The organism is Agrobacterium tumefaciens (assembly GCF_009649785.1).
GTDB classification, from domain to species: Bacteria; Pseudomonadota; Alphaproteobacteria; order Rhizobiales; family Rhizobiaceae; genus Agrobacterium; species Agrobacterium tumefaciens.
In genome coordinates this window covers 31636-54600 of the sequence record NZ_WJOK01000033.1, presented here as the reverse complement: position 1 = coordinate 54600, position 22965 = coordinate 31636, and the positions used below count along the sequence as shown (strand labels likewise).

General features: G+C 59.4%; 17 protein-coding genes. 10 read left to right on the top strand and 7 right to left on the bottom strand.

The annotated features are described in order from the left end of the window. Positions 1–112: 112 nt before the first annotated feature. A complete protein-coding gene (locus tag GH784_RS24760; protein ID WP_173995111.1) occupies positions 113–2074 on the top strand; it encodes a methyl-accepting chemotaxis protein in 1962 nt (653 codons plus the stop codon). A 141-nt stretch (positions 2075–2215) separates the two neighbouring features. Here the strand turns inward: GH784_RS24760 and GH784_RS24755 are convergent, their stop codons facing one another. Beyond that, entirely contained in the window at positions 2216–3049 is an 834-nt protein-coding gene (locus tag GH784_RS24755) for an aldo/keto reductase (RefSeq protein ID WP_065702596.1), read from the bottom strand. Positions 3050–3115: 66 nt separating this feature from the next. Next, positions 3116–4297 (bottom strand): MFS transporter, encoded by a 1182-nt coding sequence (locus tag GH784_RS24750; protein WP_013636763.1) that lies wholly within the window; start codon positions 4295–4297, stop codon positions 3116–3118. Between the two features lie 162 nt (positions 4298–4459). Between GH784_RS24750 and GH784_RS24745 the strand changes: the two genes are divergently transcribed. Next, positions 4460–5359: a LysR family transcriptional regulator gene (locus GH784_RS24745; RefSeq protein WP_065702595.1), complete on the top strand. Its 900-nt coding sequence runs from the start codon at positions 4460–4462 to the stop codon at positions 5357–5359. Between the two features lie 9 nt (positions 5360–5368). On the opposite strand, the gene GH784_RS24740 is transcribed toward GH784_RS24745, so the two are convergent. Beyond that, entirely contained in the window at positions 5369–6268 is a 900-nt protein-coding gene (locus tag GH784_RS24740) for a LysR family transcriptional regulator (protein ID WP_003514057.1), read from the bottom strand. A 134-nt stretch (positions 6269–6402) separates the two neighbouring features. On the opposite strand from GH784_RS24740, the gene GH784_RS24735 reads away from it, so the two are divergent. From GH784_RS24735 to GH784_RS24720, 4 genes are all read left to right on the top strand, one after another. Beyond that, the gene (locus tag GH784_RS24735) at positions 6403–7200 is read left to right on the top strand and encodes an alpha/beta hydrolase fold domain-containing protein (RefSeq protein ID WP_065702594.1); all 798 of its coding nucleotides are present in this window, start codon (positions 6403–6405) and stop codon (positions 7198–7200) included. A gap of 116 nt (positions 7201–7316) precedes the next feature. Continuing rightward, the gene (locus tag GH784_RS24730; RefSeq protein WP_013636766.1) at positions 7317–8507 is read left to right on the top strand and encodes an efflux RND transporter periplasmic adaptor subunit; all 1191 of its coding nucleotides are present in this window, start codon (positions 7317–7319) and stop codon (positions 8505–8507) included. A gap of 114 nt (positions 8508–8621) precedes the next feature. Further along, entirely contained in the window at positions 8622–11816 is a 3195-nt protein-coding gene (locus tag GH784_RS24725; RefSeq protein ID WP_019565072.1) for an efflux RND transporter permease subunit, read from the top strand. 288 nt (positions 11817–12104) lie between these two features. After that, entirely contained in the window at positions 12105–12308 is a 204-nt protein-coding gene (locus GH784_RS24720) for a hypothetical protein (RefSeq protein WP_019565071.1), read from the top strand. Between the two features lie 32 nt (positions 12309–12340). Here GH784_RS24720 and GH784_RS24715 read toward each other — a convergent pair whose 3' ends face one another. Together GH784_RS24715 and GH784_RS24710 are read right to left on the bottom strand one after the other, a co-directional pair. Then, complete coding sequence (locus GH784_RS24715) at positions 12341–13186, bottom strand: endonuclease/exonuclease/phosphatase family protein (RefSeq protein ID WP_013636769.1); 846 nt, start codon at positions 13184–13186, stop codon at positions 12341–12343. 59 nt (positions 13187–13245) lie between these two features. Beyond that, positions 13246–14706, bottom strand: coding sequence for a phospholipase D-like domain-containing protein (locus GH784_RS24710; protein ID WP_065702634.1), 1461 nt, complete (start codon positions 14704–14706; stop codon positions 13246–13248). Between the two features lie 270 nt (positions 14707–14976). Between GH784_RS24710 and pdxY the strand changes: the two genes are divergently transcribed. Together pdxY and GH784_RS24700 are read left to right on the top strand one after the other, a co-directional pair. After that, positions 14977–15852 (top strand): pyridoxal kinase PdxY, encoded by an 876-nt coding sequence (pdxY, locus tag GH784_RS24705; protein ID WP_026330745.1) that lies wholly within the window; start codon positions 14977–14979, stop codon positions 15850–15852. 74 nt (positions 15853–15926) lie between these two features. Continuing rightward, the gene (locus GH784_RS24700) at positions 15927–16568 is read left to right on the top strand and encodes a carbonic anhydrase (RefSeq protein ID WP_003514071.1); all 642 of its coding nucleotides are present in this window, start codon (positions 15927–15929) and stop codon (positions 16566–16568) included. A 168-nt stretch (positions 16569–16736) separates the two neighbouring features. Here the strand turns inward: GH784_RS24700 and GH784_RS24695 are convergent, their stop codons facing one another. Both GH784_RS24695 and GH784_RS24690 read right to left on the bottom strand, forming a co-directional pair. Then, positions 16737–17552 carry a lytic murein transglycosylase gene (locus GH784_RS24695; protein ID WP_003514072.1) on the bottom strand — a complete coding sequence of 272 codons (816 nt, stop codon included), beginning with the start codon at positions 17550–17552 and terminating at the stop codon, positions 16737–16739. A 215-nt stretch (positions 17553–17767) separates the two neighbouring features. Further along, positions 17768–18802, bottom strand: a complete 1035-nt coding sequence (locus tag GH784_RS24690) for an aspartate-semialdehyde dehydrogenase (RefSeq protein WP_003514078.1) — start codon at positions 18800–18802, stop codon at positions 17768–17770. 508 nt (positions 18803–19310) lie between these two features. Between GH784_RS24690 and GH784_RS24680 the strand changes: the two genes are divergently transcribed. Together GH784_RS24680 and GH784_RS24675 are read left to right on the top strand one after the other, a co-directional pair. Continuing rightward, a complete protein-coding gene (locus GH784_RS24680) occupies positions 19311–21194 on the top strand; it encodes an MFS transporter (RefSeq protein ID WP_003514082.1) in 1884 nt (627 codons plus the stop codon). Between the two features lie 188 nt (positions 21195–21382). Further along, a complete protein-coding gene (locus GH784_RS24675) occupies positions 21383–22957 on the top strand; it encodes a Re/Si-specific NAD(P)(+) transhydrogenase subunit alpha (RefSeq protein WP_065658687.1) in 1575 nt (524 codons plus the stop codon). Positions 22958–22965 lie beyond the last annotated feature (8 nt).

Genomic DNA, 22965 nt, shown 5'->3' with positions numbered 1-22965 from the left:
CTAATAATACATAATTGTTTCTTAAATTTGTAAGTATAATCATCACCGGAAAAGCGCATGATGCCGAAATATGACCCATGAAGGGCTCGATTTTCTTGTGGGAGCCATAACGATGAGAAATATTCCCGTTGTCGGAAAGTTTTTGACGGTATTTGCGCTATTCGGCGTATGTGTAATCCTGATTGCGGCCTACTCCGCCATACAGATCAAATCGATCGATGGAAGTTATAGTGACCTTATTGCGCGTGACAGCGCAGCGGCCTTGAATTTGGCACTCGCGAACCAAGAACTGCTGAACGGGCGTGCGGCTTTGGCCGATATGATGATCGCCTTTACGGAACAGGGTAATGCCGCTGCCGAAGCTGAGGTGAAGGCCACACGCGACAAGTTCATGGTATCGATGGATGGAGCCATCGCCAATATCCCCGAAGACAACCGCCTGCGCGTACTCAAGGACGACGTGACGACGCTCTATAACGTGACGTGCAAGAACGCCTGGCACCTGGGCCGAACCGCATCAACCGTGGATGAGGCACTTGCGTCGCAAAAAGCGTTTGGCACCGAGTGCCAGCCAGTCTTTGCCAAGATCGGCGCGAAACTTACACAGATAGCCACTGATATTTCGAACCGTAGCGCCCAGCAGAGCGATGATCTGAGCGACATAAGCCAACGGACTGCACTGATTACCGTCGCGGCGGTCGTCCTCGGCTTCATCACCGTCGTCGTCATCGGATATTTCGCGATCAGCAGCTGGCTTGTCACGCCGATCCGGGGTCTTGTCGGCACGATGCAAACGCTTGCGGAGGGTAACCTGTCCGTCAATGTCGAGGGAACGGACCGGCGCGACGAGGTCGGCACGATGGCAAAGGCCGTTGAGGTCTTCAAGGATAACGAATTGAAGGCCCGCCGGCTGGAAGCGGATGCGGCGCAGGTGCGTAACCAGTCCGAGGCAGAGCGTCAAAGAACCGCCGATATTGATCGCAGGCGCGCCGCCGAAATGGCGGAAGCGACCAGCGGCCTTGCCGAAGGTCTGAAGCATATGGCCAATGGCGACCTGTCCTACCAGCTGAAAACGCCTTTCTCCGCAGAATTCGAAAGCCTGCGTGCGGACTTCAATATCGCCGTAAACCAGCTTAGCAAAACACTGCTGTCCGTTGCCGATGTCACGGCCACGATCGACAACGGCTCTCGCGAGTTGGGTTCGAGTGCGAGCGACCTGTCGCAACGCACGGAAACCCAAGCCGCATCGCTGGAAGAAACAGCCGCAGCGCTCGACCAGATAACCAGCAACGTCAGCAATTCGACCAGACGGACTGAGGAGGCGCGGATCGTGGCGGTCGAGGCCAACAGATCCGCGCAGACATCCGGTCAGGTCGTGGCAACTGCGGTCGATGCCATGAAGCGCATAGAAAGCTCTTCAAGCCAGATTTCCAACATCATAGGCGTCATCGACGAGATTGCCTTCCAGACCAATCTTCTGGCACTCAACGCCGGCGTCGAGGCGGCCCGTGCGGGCGAGGCAGGCAAGGGCTTTGCGGTTGTGGCACAGGAAGTGCGTGAATTGGCCCAGCGCTCGGCGCAAGCGGCCAAGGAAATCAAGGAGCTTATCCGCAATTCCGCCGACGAAGTGCAGAACGGCGTGAAACTCGTGACCGCAACCGGCGACGCCCTGAAGATCATTGAAAGTCACGTCATCGCCATCAATACACAACTCGACGCCATCGCGACATCCGCAAGGGAACAGTCGGTCGGGTTGGCCGAGGTCAACAGCGCGGTGAACCAGATGGACCAGGTCACGCAGCACAATGCCGCGATGGTCGAAAGGGCGACGGCCTCCAGCGCATCGCTTGCCGGTGATGCCGAAAAACTCCGCCAGATCGTCGGCCAGTTCAAGCTGGATGGCGCAATGGCCAGCACCAGCACGGCTAGAACCGCATATAAGCCTTCAGCGCCGGTGCGCGTTGCGGACAACGCACAGCCGAGACCATCCCCGGCGCGTCGCATGATCGGCCAGGTGGCCGCAGCGCTCGGCGTATCCACGGCCTCGAAAGATCAGACTTGGGGCGAATTCTGATCCACTCTCTCAGAAGACACCCGGATAGCTTATCCGGGTGTCTTAAGGTTATCTATATCAGTGAAAACCGCTCCTCCGTCATGCCGGCTAGACCCGCGTGACGGCACCAGGAGGAATTCCACCCACACCCATTGGCAACTGTCAGGCAGCCGCGTCCCATACCGGTGCAAGCCCGTCCGGCGAGACGATACGGCCATCCGGTCGAGCAAGAGCGCGGATCGCATCCGTCTCAGCGACCGACAGCGTGAAATCGAAGATCGCAAGGTTTTCATCAACACGGGCTTCGCTCACCGTCTTCGAAAGCGCAATCACACCCTGCTGCTGCACGAGCCAGCGCAGCACCACCTGCGCCACCGACTTGCCCCGGCTTGCGGCGATGTCCTTTAGAACCGGATCGGCAAAAACCTTGCCGTCGGCCATACCGTAATAACCCGTCACCGACATGCCGGCAGCCTTGGCCGCCGCGATCACCACATCCTGATCGATATAGGGATGGTATTCGATCTGATTGGTGACGATCGGTGCCTTTGACAAACTGACCGCCTCAGCCATCAGCGCCGTATTGAAATTGGACACGCCGATATGGCGAACCTTGCCGGCGTCGCGAACCGCGTTCAGCGCGCCGATCTGCTCGGCCAGCGTTACCGCCTCGTTCGGCCAGTGCAGAAGCAGGAGATCGACATAATCGGTCTTCAGTTTTTTCAGGCTCTCATCGACGGAGGCAAGAAAGGCATCGTGCCTGTAGTTCTCCACCCAGACCTTGGTGGTCAGGAAGATATCGCTGCGTGCCACGCCGGAACCGGCAATGGCTTCGCCGACTTCGGCCTCATTACCGTAAATCTGTGCGGTATCGATATGGCGAAAGCCGGCCTTCAGGGCATGCGGAACGATCCGAAGAACATCGGGGCCGGGAATACGGAAGGTACCGAAGCCAAGCACCGGGATCGATGCGCCTTTGGCGGTGACATCAAACATATATTTTCTCCTTTTAGGGTACACCCGGCCAGCCCTTAGGCAGTGGCCGGGATTTATATGAAAAACTCAGGCGGTCTTCAGCGAGAGCGAGGCGCGACGGTCGAGTGCACTGCTCCAGAGGGTGAGAATGAGGGCAATGGCGACAAGGATGGCGCCGACCCATGGGGTTGCGGCAAGGCCCATCGGCGATTCCACCACCAGACCGCCAAGCCACGCACCAATCGCGATGCCGAGATTGAAGGCGGCGATATTGAGCGCCGAGGCGACATCGACAGCGCCGGGGCGGTGTTCCTTGGCCAGCTGCACCACATAAAGCTGCAGGCCGGGAACGTTGGCGAAGGACAGGAAGCCGAGCGCCACCAGCGTGATCAGGGTCAGAACCGGCGAGACGGCGGTGAAGGAAAAGACCAGAAGCACGATGGCTTGTGCCAGAAAGAGGCCGATCAACGCCTTGACCGGATTGTGGTTGGCGATTTTGCCGCCACCGATGTTACCGGCGGCAATGGCGATGCCGTAGAGCACAAGGATCAGGCCGACGCTCTTTTCGGAGAAGCCTGTGACATCCTGAAGGATCGGCGCCAGAAAGGTGAAGGCGACGAAGGTGCCGCCGTAACCAAGTGCGGTCATGGCGAAAACGATGAGCAGTCGGCCGGAACCCAGCACACGCACCTGATCGAGAAGGCTGGCGGGCGGCGCTTTCTTCAGCGTGCCCGGCAACAGGGCCGCGATACCGGCAAAGGCGATGACACCAAGACCTGCAACCGCCCAGAAGGTGGCGCGCCAGCCGAAAATCTGCCCGATATAGGTACCGATCGGCACGCCGGTGACGATGGCGACGGTCAAACCCATGAACATCATGGCAATCGCCGAGCCACGGCGGTTTTCCGGCACGAGATCGGCGGCGATGGTGGCGCCAACGGAGAAGAACACGCCATGGGCGAAGGCGGAAAGCACCCGCGCGACCAGAAGCGTCTCATAGCTTGGCGACACGGCGGCTGCGACATTACCGACGACGAACAGCGCCATCAGACCCAGCAGCAGCGGCTTTCTTTCGATCTTGCCGGTCAGCGCAGTCAGGATCGGCGCACCGAAAGTGACACCCAGCGCGTAAACGCTGACGATAAGGCCGGCAAGCGGCAGGGTAATGTGGAGATCTGCGGCGACCGTCGGCAAAAGACCGACGATGACAAACTCCGTGGTTCCGATCGCGTAAGCCGCGATCGTCAAGGCAAATATGGCCAATGGCATGACGAGTACCTCTTCGCCCGGAGCGGGATCGCGGGCGTTATGGACAGCGGGTGCTGTCCGGTTGGATCAACTGTGTGATTGCAATATGGGCGAAGGGGACTTGCATGATAATCAGCAAGATTGGATAAAAGCCTTTGAATTAATTTCACAAGTGGTGCAGCGATGGACAACAGGGCCGGAGAAATGGAAGTCTTCGTGGCGGCAGCCGAGCTGGGGAGTTTTTCCGCAGCCGGGCGCAGGCTCAAGCTTTCACCCTCGGCGGTGAGCAAACTTGTCACCCGCATTGAAGACCGCCTCGGCACCCGCCTTCTCGCTCGCTCCACCCGCGTGGTGACGCTGACGCCGGAGGGGGAAATCTATCTTTCCCGGGCAAGGCGCATTCTGGCCGACATCGCCGATACGGAGCAGATCGTAGCAGGCGGCGGCAAGGTGGTGCCGCGGGGGCTACTGCGTGTCAACGCCACGCTGGGCTTCGGCGAAAGGTATCTTCTGCCGCTCGCACCGGAGTTTTTATCTCTTTATCCGGAAATCGAACTGGATATCTCGCTAACCGACGGCGTCATCAGCCTGATCGAGGAGCGCACCGATATTGCGATACGATCCGGCGGGATGGCGGATTCGTCCCTCAAGGCAAGAAAGCTGAAAGAGGTCCGCCGGATCATCGTCGCCTCCCCTGCCTATATAGAAAAACATGGCATGCCGGAAAAGCCGCAGGATCTGGCCCAACACAATTGCATCAGCTTCAATTTCAGTCGCAGCCTCAACGAATGGCCTTTTCGTGATCCCGGCACGACAGAGGTCTACCGCCTTCCCGTGACCGGCAACGCCTCGGTCAACAGCGGCATGGCAATGCGTAGGCTGTGCCTGACGGGCCTTGGGCTGGGAAGGGTCGGAGAGTTTCATGTCGAGCCGGATATCGAGGCCGGTCTGCTCGTGCCGGTGCTCGAGGATTACAATCCGGGCGACATGGAGGTGATCCACGCCGTTTATGCCGGACATGATCACCTGGCCGCCCGCGTACGCGCCTTTATCGATTTTATCGCGGCAAAGGTCGGGCGGTGACTAGCCGCCTCAGACCAGGCTGTGAACCATCTTCGCCAGCCAGTCCACGAAGACACGGACCTTGTTGGTGACGTGCCTCGTCTGTGGGTAGACCACATAGATCGGCATCGGTTCGCGCCGCCATTCCGGCAGAACCGGCACAAGCTCACCACGCGCAAGCGCATCCTTGACCATGAAAACGGGCAGCTGCACCATGCCCATGCCCGCCAGCGCGGCGTTGAGATAGGTGCGGCTGTCATTGACCGACACGACATAGTTGGGCGTAATCTCGACGCTGCGAAGCCCGTTGTCGAATGAGATCGGCATGATCTGGCCCGTGGTGGCATTGAAATATCCCACGGAATGATGTCCGTTTTCGAGATCTTCAGGCTGTTGCGGCATGCCGAAACTCTCTATGTACAGGGGAGAGGCGAAGGTTTCGAATTTCAGCTCGCCGACCTTGCGCGCAATAAGGGATTGATCCCGCAAGGTGCCGACCCGCAGCGCGCAATCGACATTCTCCGCGATATAATCGACCAGACGGTCGCCGACGCCGAGATCGAGCCGGATTTGCGGATAGCGCTGGTAAAATTCGCAAAGATGTGGAATAACCACGAGGTCCGCGAAGACACCGGCCATTTCCACCCGCAACCGGCCAGACGGCTGCACCTGCGCGCTGGACATGCTGCCATCAAGCTCTTCGATTTCCGACAGAATCTGCGAGGCCCGCTCATAATAGAGAGCGCCGTCCGTCGTCAGCATCACCCGCCGCGTTGTGCGGTTGAGAAGCGTGGTATGTAAATGCGCCTCCAGCGCCTGGACCATGTTGGTGACGGTGGTTTTGGGCATGTTAAGCGCGGTCGCGGCGCGGCTGAAATTGCCGGTTTCGACGACGCGAGTGAATACCCGCATGGCGGAAAGCTGATCCATGTCGCTATTATCCGTTTTTTTGGAATAGTGTTTTCATTTTGACGTACTTGATCGTTTTCTCCCGAACAATAATATGAATTTCAGATTTTGCAAATATGGTGAGCTGCTGATGGCGGCGCACGGGACCGGATCAGATGAAAGCGCACTGGGAAAATATAGAAGGCTGTGGGGGCTCGGCGTCCCAGCTTTCCGTGCGCCGATATGAAAGTGCCGGCCTGTGCACCAACCCGCCTGTGGTCCTTTATTTGCGCGGCGGCTCGTTTCTTGAAAAGGGCGGCAATTGCCCGGAGCTTCCGGTGGCACGCGCGCTCGCCGAAAGCGGCGCGATCGTCGTCGAGGCCGACTATAGCAAGTCGTCCGGCAACGAGTTTCCGATGGTGATCGATTGTGCCTTCGAAGCGCTGGATCACCTGAGCCGGGACCGCAAGCATTATGGCGGCGCGAAATCGCTGCTGTTTGTGGCCGGCGAAGAGGCTGGTGGCAATGTGGCGGCTGGGCTTGCGCTGAAGGCGCGGGACCGCATGCCGGGCAAGCTTGCCGGTCAAATACTTCTGTCGCCCATGATCGACCCGATGATGACGACGGAATCCTTCCGCGATGCGGACAGGATCGGCATGCGCCAGCGCTGGGCGGATGGCTGGAGCCATTACCTTGCCAAGGCCTGCGGGTTTTTTCACCCCTATGCCGCGCCCTGCCAGTGTACGCGACTGAACCGGGTGGCGCCGGCGCTGATCTTTACCGCCGAGGACGACCCTCTGCGCGACGAAACGGTCGGTTATGCCGACAGGCTCATCGCCTCCGGTGTCAGCGTCCGGCAGCATGTTTTCCCCGCCGGTATTGGCTGGACGGGGCTTTATCAAGGAAAGGGCGGCGGATGGGTCCCATCCGTCTGTTCGGAGTTCAAGACCTTCGTTGACCACATAAAACACTGAAATCGCATTTTGAGCATGTCCAGTAAAAGTGCGTAGCGGTTTTACGCTCGGACCATGCGACAAAACACACAGATAGAGAAACTGATCGGCTCCTGATCCGAGCCAAGGAGAAACCCATGACGCTGACCACAAAGCGCCGGGCCCTGACGGGCGCCGGTATCGGGCTTGCTATGTCCGTTGCAGCCGCGGCACTCATTTTCGACCTGCCCACCAGCCGTGATGCGACGGCAGCTTCCACCCCGGCCGAAACGCCGGCTATTCCCGTCACCGTCGCCAAGGTGGAAAGCCGCGATGTGATGCGCTGGGAAGAATTTTCCGGCCGTCTCGAAGCCGTCGACCGCGTGCAGATCCGCTCCCGCGTCGCTGGCCAGATCAAGGCCGTGCATTTCCGCGAAGGCGCGCTGGTGAAGGAAGGCGACCCCCTCTTCACCATCGATCCGGCCCCCTATCAGGCAGCCGTTGCAGGTGCTGAAGCCCAGGTCGCCTCCGCCGAAGCCAAGGTCAGCCTTGCCAAGACGGAACTCGACCGTGGCCGCAGGCTTTCCGACAATCGCACGATCTCCCAGAGCGATCTCGACCAGCGGCAAAGCTCGTTTGCGGATGCCGAAGCCCAGCTTCGCGCCGCCCGCTCGACGCTGACGACGGCTCAGCTCGATCTTGGTTACACCGAAATCGTTGCACCGGTTTCCGGCAGGGTCGGCCGCATCGAAATCACCGCCGGCAACCTCGTTGCCGCCGGCTCGACATCGCCTGCCCTGACGACGCTGGTTTCGGTCAACCCGATCTATGCCAGCTTCAACGCCAGCGAAGGAACGGTAGCGAAAGCGCTGTCCGAGCTGCCGAAGACAACCGACGCCCTGCCCGCGCTCGAACAGATCCCGGTAGAAATCGGCACGCTTTCGGATGAAGGCACGCCGATCAAGGGCACCCTGCACCTCATCGACAACCAGGTCGATTCCGCCAGCGGCACCATTGGTGTGCGTGCGGTCTTCGAAAATCCTGATGGCAGGCTCATTCCCGGCCAGTTCGTGCGGGTGCGCATGGGTGAACCGAAGCCGGAAAACCGGATAGTCATCAGCGACCGCGCCATCGGCACGGATCAGGACAAGCGGTTCGTCTTTGTCGTCGATGCCGAAAACAAGGTGAGCTACCGCCAGATCAAGCCCGGCGCACCGGCTGACGGCCAGCGCATCATCGACAGCGGCCTTGCCGCCGGCGATACGATCGTCGTCAACGGCCTGCAGCGCATTCGCCCCGGTGCAACCATCGCACCGCAGGCGGAAGACAAGGTCGCCGCCTCGCAATAACGCCGTCCCGCCTCCGGCGAGACGCATTTCACAAAGAACCGGCCCTCACCGGCGGCCATGATGCCGCCGGAACGGTCCTTGCATTTCCAAATCTACCCGGAGAGGGGACTGGATATGAATATTTCCAGATTTTTTGTCGACAGGCCGGTCTTCGCCGGCGTGCTGTCGATCCTGATCGTGGTCGCAGGCCTTCTCGGCATGCGCGCCCTGCCGATTTCCGAATATCCGGAAGTCGTGCCGCCATCCGTCGTCGTCCGCGCCACCTATCCCGGTGCGAACCCTGCCGTCATCGCTGAAACAGTCGCCACGCCGCTTGAAGAACAGATCAACGGCGTCGAGGACATGCTCTATATGGGCAGCCAGGCGACATCGGACGGCGTGCTGACGCTGACCGTCACGTTCAAGCTGGGCACCGACCCGGACAAGGCGCAGCAGCTGGTGCAGAACCGCGTGTCGCAGGCCGAACCGCGCCTGCCCGCGGAAGTGCGCGCACTCGGCATCACCACCGTCAAAAGCTCGCCCGACTTCATCATGGTCGTCAATCTCGTGTCGAAGACCGATGCCTATGACATCACCTATCTGCGCAACTATGCGACGCTGAACGTCAAGGATCGCCTCGCCCGTATCGAAGGCGTGGGTCAGGTGCAGGTCTTCGGCGCGGGTGACTATTCCATGCGCGTCTGGCTGGATCCGCAAAAGGTGGCCGAACACGATCTCGCCGCCAGCGACGTATCCGACGCCATCCGTCAGCAGAACGTCCAGGCCGCAGCCGGCGTTATCGGCGCATCGCCAAGCCCCAACGGCGTCGACCTGCAGCTCAACGTCAATGCCCAGGGCCGTCTGACGACTCCGGAGGAATTCGGCAACATCATCGTCAAGAGCGGCGCGAACGGCCAGATCACCCGTCTTCGCGACGTCGCCCGCATCGAACTCGGCGCTGCCGACTATACGCTGCGCTCGCTGCTCGACGGCGAACCCGCCGTGGCGATCGCCGTATTGCAGGCTCCCGGCTCCAACTCCATCGAAATCGCCGACAATGTCCGCGCGACAATGGACAATCTGCAACTGGCGATGCCTGATGGCGTGAAATATGAAATCGTCTACGACACGACGAAGTTCGTTCGCTCGTCCATCGAAAAGGTCGTTGATACGCTCCTCGAGGCCGTTGGCCTCGTGGTACTGGTGGTCATCCTGTTCCTCCAGACCTGGCGCGCCTCGATCATTCCGCTGATCGCCGTTCCGGTGTCGATCATCGGCACCTTCGCCGTCATGTATGCCTTCGGTTTCTCCATTAACGCGTTGACCCTGTTCGGCCTCGTGCTGGCCATCGGCATCGTGGTGGATGACGCCATCGTGGTGGTGGAAAACGTCGAGCGAAACATCGAAAACGGGCTTTCTCCGCGTGATGCCACCTACAAGGCGATGCGCGAAGTCTCCGGGCCGATCATAGCAATCGCGCTTGTGCTGGTCGCCGTTTTCGTCCCACTAGCCTTTATCTCCGGCCTTTCTGGCCAGTTCTACCGGCAGTTTGCGCTGACGATCGCGATTTCCACCGTCATTTCGGCGATCAATTCTCTGACGCTGTCACCCGCTCTTGCGGCCCTGCTGCTGAAAGAGCACGACGCACCGAAAGACTGGCTGACCCGCTTCATGGACCGGATTTTCGGCTGGTTCTTCCGTGGCTTCAACCGCGCCTTCGGGGCCGCCTCCAACGGTTACGGCAAAACCGTAGGCGGTCTGGTAACGCGCAAAAGCCTCGTCATGATCGTCTATATGGCGCTGGTGGCTGCCACCTACGGCATGTTCAGCGCGGTCCCAAGCGGGTTCGTACCGGCGCAGGACAAGCAATATCTCATCGGCTTCGCCCAGCTTCCGGACGGCGCAACGCTTGACCGCACGGAAAGCGTCATCAAGCGGATGAGCGATATCGCCATGCAACAGCCGGGCGTCAGCCACGCCATCGCTTTCCCCGGCCTGTCGATCAACGGCTTCACCATCGGCTCCAATTCGGGCATCGTCTTTGCAGTTCTCGACGACTTCGAAAACCGCAAGACGCCGGAACTGTCAGGCGGCGCCATCGCCATGCAGCTGAACCAGAAGTTTGCCGGCATTCAGGATGCCTTCATCGCCATGTTCCCGCCGCCGCCGGTTAACGGTCTCGGCCAGACGGGCGGCTTCAAGCTGCAGATCGAGGACCGTGCCGGTTACGGCTACCAGACGCTTGACGAAGCGGCCAAGGCGGTCATCGCCAAGGCATACCAGACACCGGAACTGGCAGGCATCTTCTCCAGCTTCCAGATCAACGTGCCGCAGCTCTTCGCCGATCTCGACCGCGCCAAGGCCGAGCAGCTGGGTGTTTCGGTCAGCGACGTCTTCCAGACGCTGCAGATCTATCTGGGCTCGCTTTATGTCAACGACTTCAACGCCTTCGGGCGGACATACAGCGTGCGTGTGCAGGCAGATGCGCAATTCCGCGCCCATGCCGAAGATATCGGCCGCCTGAAGGTCCGCTCGTCCACCGGTCAGATGATCCCGCTTTCCACGCTGTTGAAGGTAGATGCAACGACAGGACCGGAGCGCACAAACCGTTATAACGGCTTCCTTGCAGCCGATATCAACGGCGGTCCGGCACCGGGCTTCTCCTCTGGACAGGCGCAGGCGGCGATCGAGAAAATCCTTGCCGAAAACCTGCCGGCCGGGATCGAATACGAATGGACGGACCTGACTTACCAGCAGATCCTTGCCGGTAATTCCAGCCTCGTGGTCTTCCCGCTGGCGCTGCTGCTCGTCTATCTCGTATTGGCTGCGCAATATGAAAGCCTAACCCTGCCGATCGCGATCATTCTGATCGTTCCGCTCGGCGTTCTCGCCGCATTGACAGGCGTCTGGCTGACGGGAGGGGACAACAACATCTTTACGCAGATCGGCCTTGTCGTCCTTGTCGGGCTATCGGCGAAGAACGCGATCCTGATCGTGGAATTCGCCCGCGAGCTGGAATTCGAAGGACGAACGCCGCTTCAGGCCGCAGTCGAGGCAAGTCGCCTGCGCCTCCGCCCGATCCTGATGACCTCACTCGCCTTCATCATGGGCGTGGTGCCTCTGGTCATCTCCACCGGTGCGGGTGCGGAAATGCGCGCGGCCATGGGTGTCGCAGTGTTCTCCGGCATGATCGGGGTGACGTTCTTCGGCATCTTCATGACACCGGTATTCTACGTGCTGGTGCGCAAGCTGTCGGGTAACCGTCCTCTCATCCAGCACAAACAGGAAGAACCTGCCAATTCGGACTACAAGCTCGAAAAGGCCGGCTGAGACCTGATCCAATCCACCGCAAACTTCGACGAAAGCCCGCCGCGCATCTCACGATGCGCGGCGTTTTTGTTGGTGGGAACGTCCATGTGCATCGCCTGAAACAGAATCTGTTTCAATGACTTAAGCAGCAAGCACATACATGCTGCGCCGCAATAAAGAAATAACGAATACACTATATTCGCATAAGGCAGCAGATACGTAAAGGAACAATGCTATTTTATGCTTTCCATTTTGTGGTAATTTCAAGAACAGGGTGATTCGGGCTAAATGATTTAGTTCAGGGGTGACATGATGGAGCAGGAATACGAGAACTGGGCGACAACCATTGCCTATTCGATAGTAATGCATGAAGGTCTGGATCTAGCGCTTGCCGCGCAGAATCTGGACAGAGGCAAGACCAGAAACAACCGTGAACGGCTGATGGAAGCCATCCGCAAATCTCTGCTGGAGGCCCGTTCGCGCAGCCATCTGACGGTAGCGCAGCGGCTCTGAAGTCTGTCGCCGTATCCGATGCTGCCACAGGATCAGGTTGGAAGCAGATCGGTCCTTATCGCGGCTTTCAGCGGCAGGTGGTCCGAGGCAATGCGCGCCAGCGCACTGTCATGCGCCTCCACCTGCTCGATCAGCCCTTCGCGGTTGGCGATGATCCTGTCGAGCGCAAGCACCGGCAGGTTGGATGGAAAACTGGGCACTGCGGGCGGCAGGGCGCCGAATGCATCCCTCAGAGTATTGAGCGACGAGCCATTGCCGAGACGCCATTCGTTCAGGTCTCCCATGAGGATGGTCGCGCATTCGTTTCGCGCTTCCAGAAGACCGATAAGCGCCTTTGCCTGCTGGGCACGGGAATGCCTCAAAAGACCGAAATGCGCGGCGATTATTCGCAGTGCGCCACCGCTTTTCAAATCCAGTTCCACCACCAGCGCGCCGCGCGGCTCCAGCCCCGGCAATTTCAGCGTATGAACATCCCGCACCGCACCTTCCTTGAACAACAGGACATTACCGTGCCATCCATGCGCCTTCACACCCGCCAGAACAGGCACGGGGACAAGCCCGCTTTCCCGCTCCAGCCGGGCAAGATCGAGCAGGCCCGTGCGCTCGCCGAAACGGCTGTCCGCCTCCTGTAGCGCGATGATATCCGCGCCGATTTCCTGAATGACGCGGCTGGTGCGATCAGGATCGAACCTGCGGTCGCGGCCGACGCATTTGTGGACGTTGTAGGACGCGATGACCGGGAAGGAGTGATCTCTCTCCACCTGCCCGGCATTCTTCCGTTGGTGGCGGTCGCGCAGCGACTGCATGACGAAGGCGGGCAGGCTGCTGTTTTTCGCCAGTGCCGTTTTTCCACGCTCCAGCAAACTGTTTTTCTTCACGCTGCGACGCCTCCGATGCGCAAATTAAAAGTTTTAGAGCGTTTCCGACGCATAGCGCTCTAAAGATACGGCGAAGCGAGCCACAGGACGCGCTCCACAAAACGGACAACGAATGGCCGCGAATTCAGTTCGCTCAGTCGCACGGGTAAAGCGGTTGCCCGTGCTTCCCGGATGCGGTTTCCGATGGTCGCGGCGAATTCCTCATCCATAACTTCCAGATCGACTTCGAAGTTCAGCCGCAATGAACGAGGGTCCAGGTTGGAAGAACCGATGTAGCTCCAGCGCTCGTCGATCACCAGAAGCTTGGAATGATTGAAGGGCCCTGTCGCCCGCCAGATGCGGCAGTAATTCTTCAACATCTGGTCGAATTGCGCCGTCATCGCCCTGTCCACAAGCACCAGATTGTTGCTTTGCGGCACGATGATATCCACCACGACTCCCCGCCTCGCTGCGGTAATGAGCGCTGAAATAAGCTCCCGATCGGGGAGAAAATAGGGCGACATGACGAGAATGGAGGAGCGGGCGACGGAAAACGCCCCCATCAGCATCTTGTGATTGGTCTCTATGCTCTTATCCGGCCCCGAGGAGGAAACGCGGGCGACGATCTGTGAACCCGGCACACCATCGGGAATGGCGATATCCCAGACCGGCGTGTGCAGAAGCTCCCCCGTCGTGAACCTCCAGTCCTCCGCCGCAATGGAGAAAAAATCAGAGACAACCGGTCCGCTGATCTTGAAATGTGTGTCGTGCGCCTGTTTTTCGCCGCCGAATTCAAGGGTGAACCCTTCGCGGATATTCATGCCGCCGCTAAAGGCGAGGCGCCCGTCCACCACCAGGATCTTGCGGTGGGTGCGCAGATTGGCATAGGGCAGCCGCAGCCCCATGATGACATTGCCGTTGAACACATCGGCAACGATCCCTTTTTCCCTGAGCGTTGGCAGGATGCTCGGCACGGAATAGCGCGCGCCCACGGCATCCACCAGCACCCGCACCTCCACGCCCCGGAACTTCGCCCTTTCCAGCGCGGCGACAAAACGGGCGCCGATCCTGTCATTGTCGAAAATATATGTTTCGAGGATGATCGACCGCTTCGCCTCGCCTATCGCTTCAAGCATGGCGGCATAGGCCGCGTCGCCGGTGACAAGCGGCTCGATGCGGTTACCGGTCGTCAGTGCGTGGCGCGTCACCCGGTCGCCGAGCGTCTTCATCGCCTCGAAACGGCGTCCGAACCGCGCGGCAATCACCTCGCCGCTCGCATCCAGGCGCGCCACGCGATCCATGATCTCGTCCTGCATGAAAGACCGCTGCTGCCTGATACTGGACCGGCGAATCCGGTTGATGCCGGCAATCGCATAAATGACTGCACCGACGATCGGCGACAGAACGATGACGCCCACCCAGCCAAGCGCGGAGCGGACCTCTTCCTTCGTCATCGTGGCATGTACGGCCGCCACGGTTCCCATCAAAATGGAAAGAGCGGCAAGGATATGAGGCCAATAGGCGATGACGAGATCGAGCATGATGCAACTATAGGGCATCGTGTCGAAAAGTGTACCGCGGTTTTGGGAAAACCCGATGCGTAAACAAAAAGGTAGGGCAGTTCGCCGATACCGCAATACCGGACCGGCACCGGAAAGGCCAAGAAGACCGGACGCCCATCGTTTTACGGGATAGACCCTTGCGGGATTAACGGTGGAAAGTGACGATGCGATATGTCATGAGAGCGCATCTTGATCTGTGAGCAGGGGCACTTGCGGGCTTCTGTGGCGTTTGAAAGCAAGAAGGCCGTGATGCAGGAAAATACCCAGGGCGCCGTCATCGTCATTTCCAGCCACGTCATGCGTGGATCGGTCGGCAACCGTGCCGCAGTCTTCGCGCTGGAGACCCTTGGCTATCCGGTATGGGCGGTGCCCACAATCGTTTTGCCCTGGCACCCCGGCCATGGCCCGTCCACCCGGATGCGCTTTCAGGACGATGATTTCGACAAGGCCATGACCGACCTCGAAAACGCCAAATGGATCGGCGAGGTCAAGGCTGTCCTGACCGGTTATTTCGGCAGCGCGGCGCAGGTGCGCTCCGTCGCAAGGCTGATCCGCAATCTCAAGGAAAAGAACCCGTCGCTGATTTATGCCTGTGACCCGGTCATGGGCGATCTGGGCGGACTATACATTCCCCTTGAGACTGCCGAAGCCATCCGCGATCACCTCATTCCGCTTGCCACCGTCGCCACGCCAAACCGTTATGAACTGGCCTGGATGAGCGGCGCCGAGCTTGAGACCAACAATGCCATCATGGATGCCGCGCTCGCACTCGGCCCGCCGAAAATGCTGGTCACCTCAGCCGTGTCGATGATGGCGGGCGGCACGGGAAATCTCTATTTGAGCGGCCGGCACGCGCTGATGGCGGAACACCGCGCCATAGAAGACGCACCGAACGGTCTCGGAGACCTGATGGCGGCGCTGTTCCTTGCCCGGCTGCTGGAAGGCATGGACGACGAGAAGGCGCTGCAACTGGCCACCGCCAGCGTGTTCGAAATTCTGGCGCGAACCAAAAAACGCGACATGAACGAATTGACGCTGGAGACGGATTCTTCAAGTCTCTCCACACCCATGGCGATGGTGCAGATGCGCCATCTCTTGCATCCTTCGCGCAGCAAGCGCAAATAGCGGCTAAAGGATTGGTCTTCAACGCACCGAGTTCTTCTCTTGATCTTGGTCCAAGCACAACGGTACTGCGATAGATGAAAGATTTTCCGGAAAACCTTCTCAACGGCTACAAGAACTTCATGAGCGGCCGCTATGCCGACGAGCGCGAAAGATACCGCGTTCTGGCTGATACCGGACAGAAACCGCAGACCCTGTTCATTGCCTGTTGTGACTCCCGTTCGGCGCCGGAAACGATTTTCGACTGCGGACCGGGAGAACTTTTCGTCGTGCGGAACGTCGCCAACATGGTGCCGCCCTTTGAGCCTGACGGTCAGTACCACGCCACATCAGCCGCCATCGAATATGCCGTGCAGGTTCTGAAGGTGAAGGACATCGTCGTCATGGGCCATGGCCGCTGCGGCGGCATTCAGGCCGCACTCGACCCCAATCTTGAACCTCTGTCACCCGGCGACTTCATCGGCAAATGGATGAACATGGTGAAATCCGCCGCCGAGCAGATCCAGAGCAACGACGTCATGACCGCTTCCGAGCGCCAGACGGCGCTGGAGCGCGTTTCCATTCGCAACTCCATCGCCAACCTGCGCGGCTTCCCCTTCGTCAAGGCGCAGGAAACCGCCGGCAAGGTGAAGCTGCATGGCGCCTGGTTCGATATCTCCACCGGCGAATTGTGGGTGATGGACGGCAAAACGGGCGACTTTCGCCGCCCGGACCTGTGATTGTCGAAACCTTCTCAAAGCTTCGTCACCCCGGACGTGATCCGGGGCCAAGTGCGATCAAGTCTTTGATTGCTTAGGATTGTTTTCACGGCGCAGACGCGCCGTGACTGGATGCCGGAACTAGTCCGGCATCACGGAAGTGGACGTTCCAATTGGGAGAAAGCGGCCTTATTGGCCGTCAATCGCCTTGCCGATAAACGCAATCGCCTGCTGATAAACGCTTGCAGCGTTCCAGCCCTGAATGGCCGCGTAATTCGTCTGCCCCTGCTGATAACCCGCACCGCGCTGCCAGCCGTGGCCGACAAGGAAGTTGGCGGTGGAGGCCAGCGCATCGGCGCGCGAACCGACGAGATCGATGCGTCCGTCGCGGTCGAAATCCACGCCGTAGCGCACAACGTTCAACGGCAGGAACTGCGTCTGGCCGATTTCGCCATGGGCAGCACCCTTGGCGTTAACGTTCAGCGATCCGCTGCCGACGAGCTTCAGGGCCGCATAAAGCTGCTCGGTAAAATAATCCGAACGGCGGCAGTCGAAAGAAAGCGTCGCCACGGCGGACAGCGTGTGCTGGTTGCCCATGAAGCCGCCAAATCCGGTTTCCATGCCCCAGATGGCGAGCAGCGGGCCGGCCGGCACACCATAGGCCTTTTCAATCGAGGCGAAGAGAGCCGCATTGTTCTTCTTCATGGTCTTGCCGCGCGAGATGATCGTCTGGCCGCCACGCTTCTGCATGAACTGGTCGAAGGACAGCTTGAAGCTGTGCTGGCCGCGATCGGCGCGGATGGTCGGCTGATTGTAGGAGACGCCGGAGAAGGCACGATCAAGCACCGAGGCGCTGACACCGCGGCTCGCCGCTTCCTGCTTGAAGGCACCGACCCAGGCGTCGAACCCTGCCGAAGTGTTGCCGCATTGCGCAGCCACAACCGGCGTCGCCGCCAAAACCGAGACCATGGCCACACCAGCCAGAATTGCCTTCATTGCCCGCATCAAAATCTGCCTTCGATATCCTTTGGGGAATTTATCCCGAGAACCAAAACGTCGCTGCTGTATGGGCTCGGGTGCCAAATTGCTTTTTGGCCGCCTAAATTGCCTTTTGGCAGCAAGGCCTGCAAATAAACTGGCCGTGATGATAGCCAATTGGAAAACCCGCCTGCCCCACACAGAACAGACGGGTTATACTTAACGAACCTTAAAAAATCGTATCAAGCCGCCGCCTTGCGGGGCTTGATGAGACCACGATTGACCAGGAGTTCGGCGATCTGGATGGCATTGAGGGCAGCGCCCTTGCGCAGATTGTCCGAAACAACCCAGATGTTGAGGCCGTTTTCAACCGTCGCATCCTCACGGATACGCGAAATATAGGTCGCATCCTCGCCGGCGGATTCAACCGGGGTGATGTAGCCGCCATCTTCATGCTTGTCGATCACGAGGCAACCCGGCGCTTCGCGCAGGATATCACGCGCCTGATCGGCGGTGATCTCGTTTTCGAACTCGATGTTGACCGATTCCGAATGACCGATGAAAACAGGAACGCGCACGGCCGTGCAGGTTACCTTGATCTTCGGATCGAGCATCTTCTTGGTTTCGGCCAGAACCTTCCATTCTTCCTTGGTATAGCCGTCTTCCATGAAGACGTCGATATGCGGGATGACGTTGAAGGCGATGCGCTTGGTGAACTTCTTCGTTTCGACCGGATCGGCCACGAAGACGGCGCGTGTCTGCTGGAACAGCTCGTCCATGCCTTCCTTGCCAGCGCCGGAAACGGACTGGTAGGTGGAGACAACGACGCGCTTGATCTTGGCAAAGTCATGCAGCGGCTTCAGCGCGACAACGAGCTGGGCCGTGGAGCAATTCGGATTGGCGATGATGTTCTTGCGGGTGAAGCCCGAGATCGCGTCGGCATTGACTTCCGGAACGATCAGCGGAACGTCCTGGTCGTAGCGCCATGCAGACGAGTTATCGATGACGACGCAACCCTGCTGGCCGATCTTCGGCGACCACTTCTTGGAAATCTCGCCGCCGGCCGACATCAGGCAAATATCCGTGTCGGAAAAATCGTAGTTTTCGAGGTTGGAAACCTTCAGCGTGCGGTCGCCATAGGAAACTTCCGTACCCTGCGAGCGGGAGGAAGCGAGCGGCACGACTTCATCTGCCGGAAAACCACGTTCGGCCAGGATGTTGAGCATTTCGCGACCGACATTGCCGGTGGCGCCTACAATTGCAACTTTGAAACCCATGATCAAGCTCTCTTTCTGTCTCTCCTCTTTTGGGTGAGGTGGGGAACCCGCATCGCATTGCGGCTTCCTCGATCCCCAGCCAAACCGGGGAGAGAGCGGTGGCCAGAGACGTCAGACGGTTTTAATCGTCGTTTTGGCCGTAATTCGGATAGAATAAGAAAGACGCGGATCATCGCCGGCGGATTGTGCCGGTCCTTCCATGACAATCATGTCTGCAACATGCCTGCGCAAGGTGATGCTCCTTCTTCGCGAGAAGCTATTAGAAGGTTTGGTGTTCGTGTCAAGAAAAAAGGCACGTTGCGAGCGACCCGGCGCACAAGCGCAAATGCCACCTCGCGACATTTTTGCACGTTATGCATTAGACTAAAGTCATAATCCGAAAGCATCGCTCTCATTGGGGTTAATTTTCTGTCACTCTAACATTACGCGCATTGCACCCTTACGGGGGAGTCCGGAGGAGAGACAGGGCTCTGCAATGCGCTCATTTGACATCTGTGGAGGACAGACAATGGCAAACGTAGCAGCCGTGAGCGGCGCCGCCCGTCCCATGACGGGTGAGGAGAAGAAGGTGATTTTCGCCTCTTCTCTCGGAACAGTCTTCGAATGGTACGATTTTTATCTGTACGGCTCGCTCGCGATCTATATCGGCGCGAACTTCTTCAGCCAATATCCGGAAACGACACGTAACATCTTCGCGCTTCTGGCATTTGCCGCCGGCTTCCTCGTGCGCCCCTTCGGCGCCCTGGTGTTCGGCCGTCTCGGCGACATTGTCGGCCGTAAATACACCTTCCTGATCACCATTCTCATCATGGGCGTTTCGACATTCCTCGTCGGCGTCCTGCCCGGTGCATCGCAGATCGGCATCGCAGCCCCGATCATCCTGATCATCCTGCGCATGCTTCAGGGTCTGGCACTTGGCGGCGAATATGGCGGTGCTGCAACTTATGTGGCCGAACACGCGCCCAACGGTCGCAGAGGCTATTACACCTCATGGATCCAGACGACGGCGACGCTCGGCCTCTTCCTGTCGCTGATGGTCATTCTCGGCGTGCAGTTCGCACTCGGCAAGGAAGCCTTCGCCGCCTGGGGCTGGCGTATTCCCTTCCTCGTTTCGGTTCTGCTGCTTGGCGTATCGGTCTGGATTCGTCTGAAAATGAACGAATCTCCTGCCTTCAAGAAGATGAAGGAAGAAGGCAAGACCTCCAAGGCACCACTCAGCGAAGCCTTCGGCCAGTGGAAAAACGCAAAGATCGCCCTGCTTGCCCTCGTCGGCGCCGTCATCGGTCAGGCCGTCGTCTGGTATACGGGCCAGTTCTATGCGCTCTTCTTCCTGCAGAGCATTCTGAAGGTGGACGGCCAGTCGGCCAACATCATGGTCGCGGCGGCCCTCATCCTCGGCACGGGCTTCTTCGTGCTCTTCGGCTGGCTTTCCGACAAGATCGGCCGCAAGCCGATCATCATGGCGGGTCTCGTTCTCGCGATGCTGACCTACTTCCCGCTGTTCAAGGCGCTCACATGGGCGGGCAACCCGGCACTGGCGCAAGCGCAAGCCAGCGTTCGCGCCACCGTGACCGCTGCTCCGGGCGACTGCAAATTCCAGTTCAACCCGACAGGTACGGCGAAATTCACCACATCCTGCGATATCGCCACCTCGTTCCTGACACGCAACTCCGTTCCCTATGACGTCGTTGCTGGAGCGGCTGGAACGCCGGCAAGCGTCAAGATCGGCGACGCCACCATTGCGAGCTACGACGCCATCGCAGCCGGTGCGGATGCTGCCGCAAAAGACAGGGCCTTCCAGAAACAGGTCAACATCGCGCTGCATGACGGCGGCTACCCGCTGGTGCGCGGCGTAGCACAGGTGCCGGACGCAAAACTGGATGCCTTCATTGCCGCCAACCCGGAACTCAACCTCAATGCGGAAGCCGTTCGCGCAGCCGACAAGAAGATGGTGGCGACCGACAAGCTGGTGGCCGACAAGTTGCTGACGCCGGCCGAGACCGCCGGAGCGGCGGAAATGGCCGTCTACAGCATTGCCGGTGGCGGCACCTTCGCCATGGTCGCCGATCCGGCTGCCGTGAACTGGGTCGTCATCATCGCGGTCCTGACCGTCCTCGTGATCTACGTGACGATGGTCTACGGCCCGATTGCGGCCCTGCTGGTCGAACTGTTCCCGACCCGCATCCGCTACTCCGGCATGTCGCTGCCCTACCATATCGGCAACGGCTGGTTCGGCGGCCTGCTGCCCGCCACCGCTTTTGCGATGAGCGCGGCGAAGGGCGATATCTATTACGGCCTCTGGTACCCGATCGTTTTCGCAGGCATCACGCTGGTCATCGGCCTGCTGTTCCTGCCGGAAACCAAGGATCGCGACATCCACACCATGGAGTGAGCGGTTTCGCTCCCGACGACAGAGACCCGGCGCTGACGCGCCGGGTTTTTTATTGCCGCAGTACCGCCAGTGCCCGAACTGGCCTTTCGCATGCTGTCAATCCGCCGCAGGTAGAAACCGCCAAAAACAAGACAAAAACGCTCGAAATAGGCTATGACGCCCTATCGTGCGGAAAAGGGAGAGCCATTTTGAAAATCGGGACGCCTAAGGAATTATATGATGGCGAGGCGCGCGTCGGCATGACGCCCGACAGCGCGCAAGGCCTGCAGAAACTCGGATATGATTGCATCCTCGAAACAGGCGCGGGCAAGGCGGCGGGATTTTCCGACGACGCCTATCGCGCAGCCGGTGTCACCATCGTCGATAGCGCCGATGCGCTTTATACAGTTGCCGACATCATCGCCAAGGTTCGTCCGCCGGAAACGTCGGAGATTGATCGCCTGTCTTCGGACAAGACGCTGATCTCGTTCTTCTATCCCGCACAGAACAAGGACCTTCTGGAGCAGGCGAAGGAAAAGGGCGCAAATGTCATCGCCATGGACATGGTGCCGCGCATTTCCCGCGCCCAGAAAATGGACGCGCTGTCCTCCATGGCCAACATCGCCGGTTATCGCGCCGTCATCGAGGCCGGCAATAATTTCGGCCGCTTCTTCACCGGTCAGGTAACTGCCGCCGGCAAGGTGCCGCCCGCCAAGGTGCTGGTCATCGGTGCCGGGGTTGCCGGTCTTGCCGCCATCGGCACGGCAACCTCGCTCGGCGCCATTACCTATGCCTTCGACGTGCGCCCGGAAGTGGCCGAACAGATCGAATCCATGGGCGCCGAATTCGTCTATCTCGATTTCGCCGACCAGAGCCAGGATGGCGCAGCGACCGGCGGTTACGCCGCCCCCTCCTCGCCGGAATTCCGCGAAAAGCAGCTTGAGAAATTCCGCGAGCTGGCGCCGCAGATCGATATCGTCATCACCACGGCGCTGATCCCCGGCCGTGACGCCCCGAAGCTGTGGCTGGCCGACATGGTGGCGGCAATGAAGCCGGGTTCGGTCATCATCGATCTCGCCGCCGAGCGCGGCGGCAATTGCGATCTCACGGTGCCCGACCAGCGCGTCGTCTCGGACAATGGCGTCATCGTCATCGGCTATACGGATTTCCCGAGCCGCATGGCCACTCAGGCCTCGACGCTCTATTCCACCAACATCCGTCACATGATGACCGATCTGACGCCCGCAAAGGACGGTAAGGTCGTTCACAACATGGAAGACGACGTCATCCGCGGCGCGACCGTCACCTATCAGGGCGACATCACCTTTCCGCCACCGCCACCGAAGATCCAGGCCATCGCCGCGCAGAAACCGAAGGAACGAGCAAAAGAGCTTACGCCTGAGGAAAAGCACGCCAAGGAACGGGCCGAGTTCAAGGCGCAGACGAAAAGCCAGGTCGGTCTGCTCGTCATCGGTACGGCGGCCCTGCTTCTCGTCGGCCTTTACGCGCCGGCAAGCTTCATGAGCCATTTCATCGTCTTCGTGCTCGCCTGCTTTATCGGCTTCTCCGTCATCTGGAATGTCAGCCACTCGCTGCACACGCCGCTGATGGCGGTGACGAACGCGATTTCCGGCATCGTCATTATCGGCGCGCTGCTGCAGATCGGTTCCGGCAACTGGCTGGTGGTGCTCCTCGCCTCACTTTCCGTCCTGATCGCGACGATCAACATCGTCGGCGGTTTCCTTGTGACACGGCGCATGCTCGCCATGTTCCAGAAGTCCTGAGCCGTGTA

What these genes read in the sequence shown, in the direction of transcription:
- GH784_RS24760 (WP_173995111.1), top strand. Translation starts at nt 113, where the DNA reads ATGAGAAATATTCCCGTTGTCGGAAAGTTTTTGACGGTATTTGCGCTA.
- GH784_RS24755 (WP_065702596.1), bottom strand. Translation starts at nt 3,049, where the DNA reads ATGTTTGATGTCACCGCCAAAGGCGCATCGATCCCGGTGCTTGGCTTC.
- GH784_RS24750 (WP_013636763.1), bottom strand. Translation starts at nt 4,297, where the DNA reads ATGCCATTGGCCATATTTGCCTTGACGATCGCGGCTTACGCGATCGGA.
- GH784_RS24745 (WP_065702595.1), top strand. Translation starts at nt 4,460, where the DNA reads ATGGACAACAGGGCCGGAGAAATGGAAGTCTTCGTGGCGGCAGCCGAG.
- GH784_RS24740 (WP_003514057.1), bottom strand. Translation starts at nt 6,268, where the DNA reads ATGGATCAGCTTTCCGCCATGCGGGTATTCACTCGCGTCGTCGAAACC.
- GH784_RS24735 (WP_065702594.1), top strand. Translation starts at nt 6,403, where the DNA reads ATGAAAGCGCACTGGGAAAATATAGAAGGCTGTGGGGGCTCGGCGTCC.
- GH784_RS24730 (WP_013636766.1), top strand. Translation starts at nt 7,317, where the DNA reads ATGACGCTGACCACAAAGCGCCGGGCCCTGACGGGCGCCGGTATCGGG.
- GH784_RS24725 (WP_019565072.1), top strand. Translation starts at nt 8,622, where the DNA reads ATGAATATTTCCAGATTTTTTGTCGACAGGCCGGTCTTCGCCGGCGTG.
- GH784_RS24720 (WP_019565071.1), top strand. Translation starts at nt 12,105, where the DNA reads ATGATGGAGCAGGAATACGAGAACTGGGCGACAACCATTGCCTATTCG.
- GH784_RS24710 (WP_065702634.1), bottom strand. Translation starts at nt 14,706, where the DNA reads ATGCTCGATCTCGTCATCGCCTATTGGCCTCATATCCTTGCCGCTCTT.
- pdxY (WP_026330745.1), top strand. Translation starts at nt 14,977, where the DNA reads ATGCAGGAAAATACCCAGGGCGCCGTCATCGTCATTTCCAGCCACGTC.
- GH784_RS24700 (WP_003514071.1), top strand. Translation starts at nt 15,927, where the DNA reads ATGAAAGATTTTCCGGAAAACCTTCTCAACGGCTACAAGAACTTCATG.
- GH784_RS24695 (WP_003514072.1), bottom strand. Translation starts at nt 17,552, where the DNA reads ATGCGGGCAATGAAGGCAATTCTGGCTGGTGTGGCCATGGTCTCGGTT.
- GH784_RS24690 (WP_003514078.1), bottom strand. Translation starts at nt 18,802, where the DNA reads ATGGGTTTCAAAGTTGCAATTGTAGGCGCCACCGGCAATGTCGGTCGC.
- GH784_RS24680 (WP_003514082.1), top strand. Translation starts at nt 19,311, where the DNA reads ATGGCAAACGTAGCAGCCGTGAGCGGCGCCGCCCGTCCCATGACGGGT.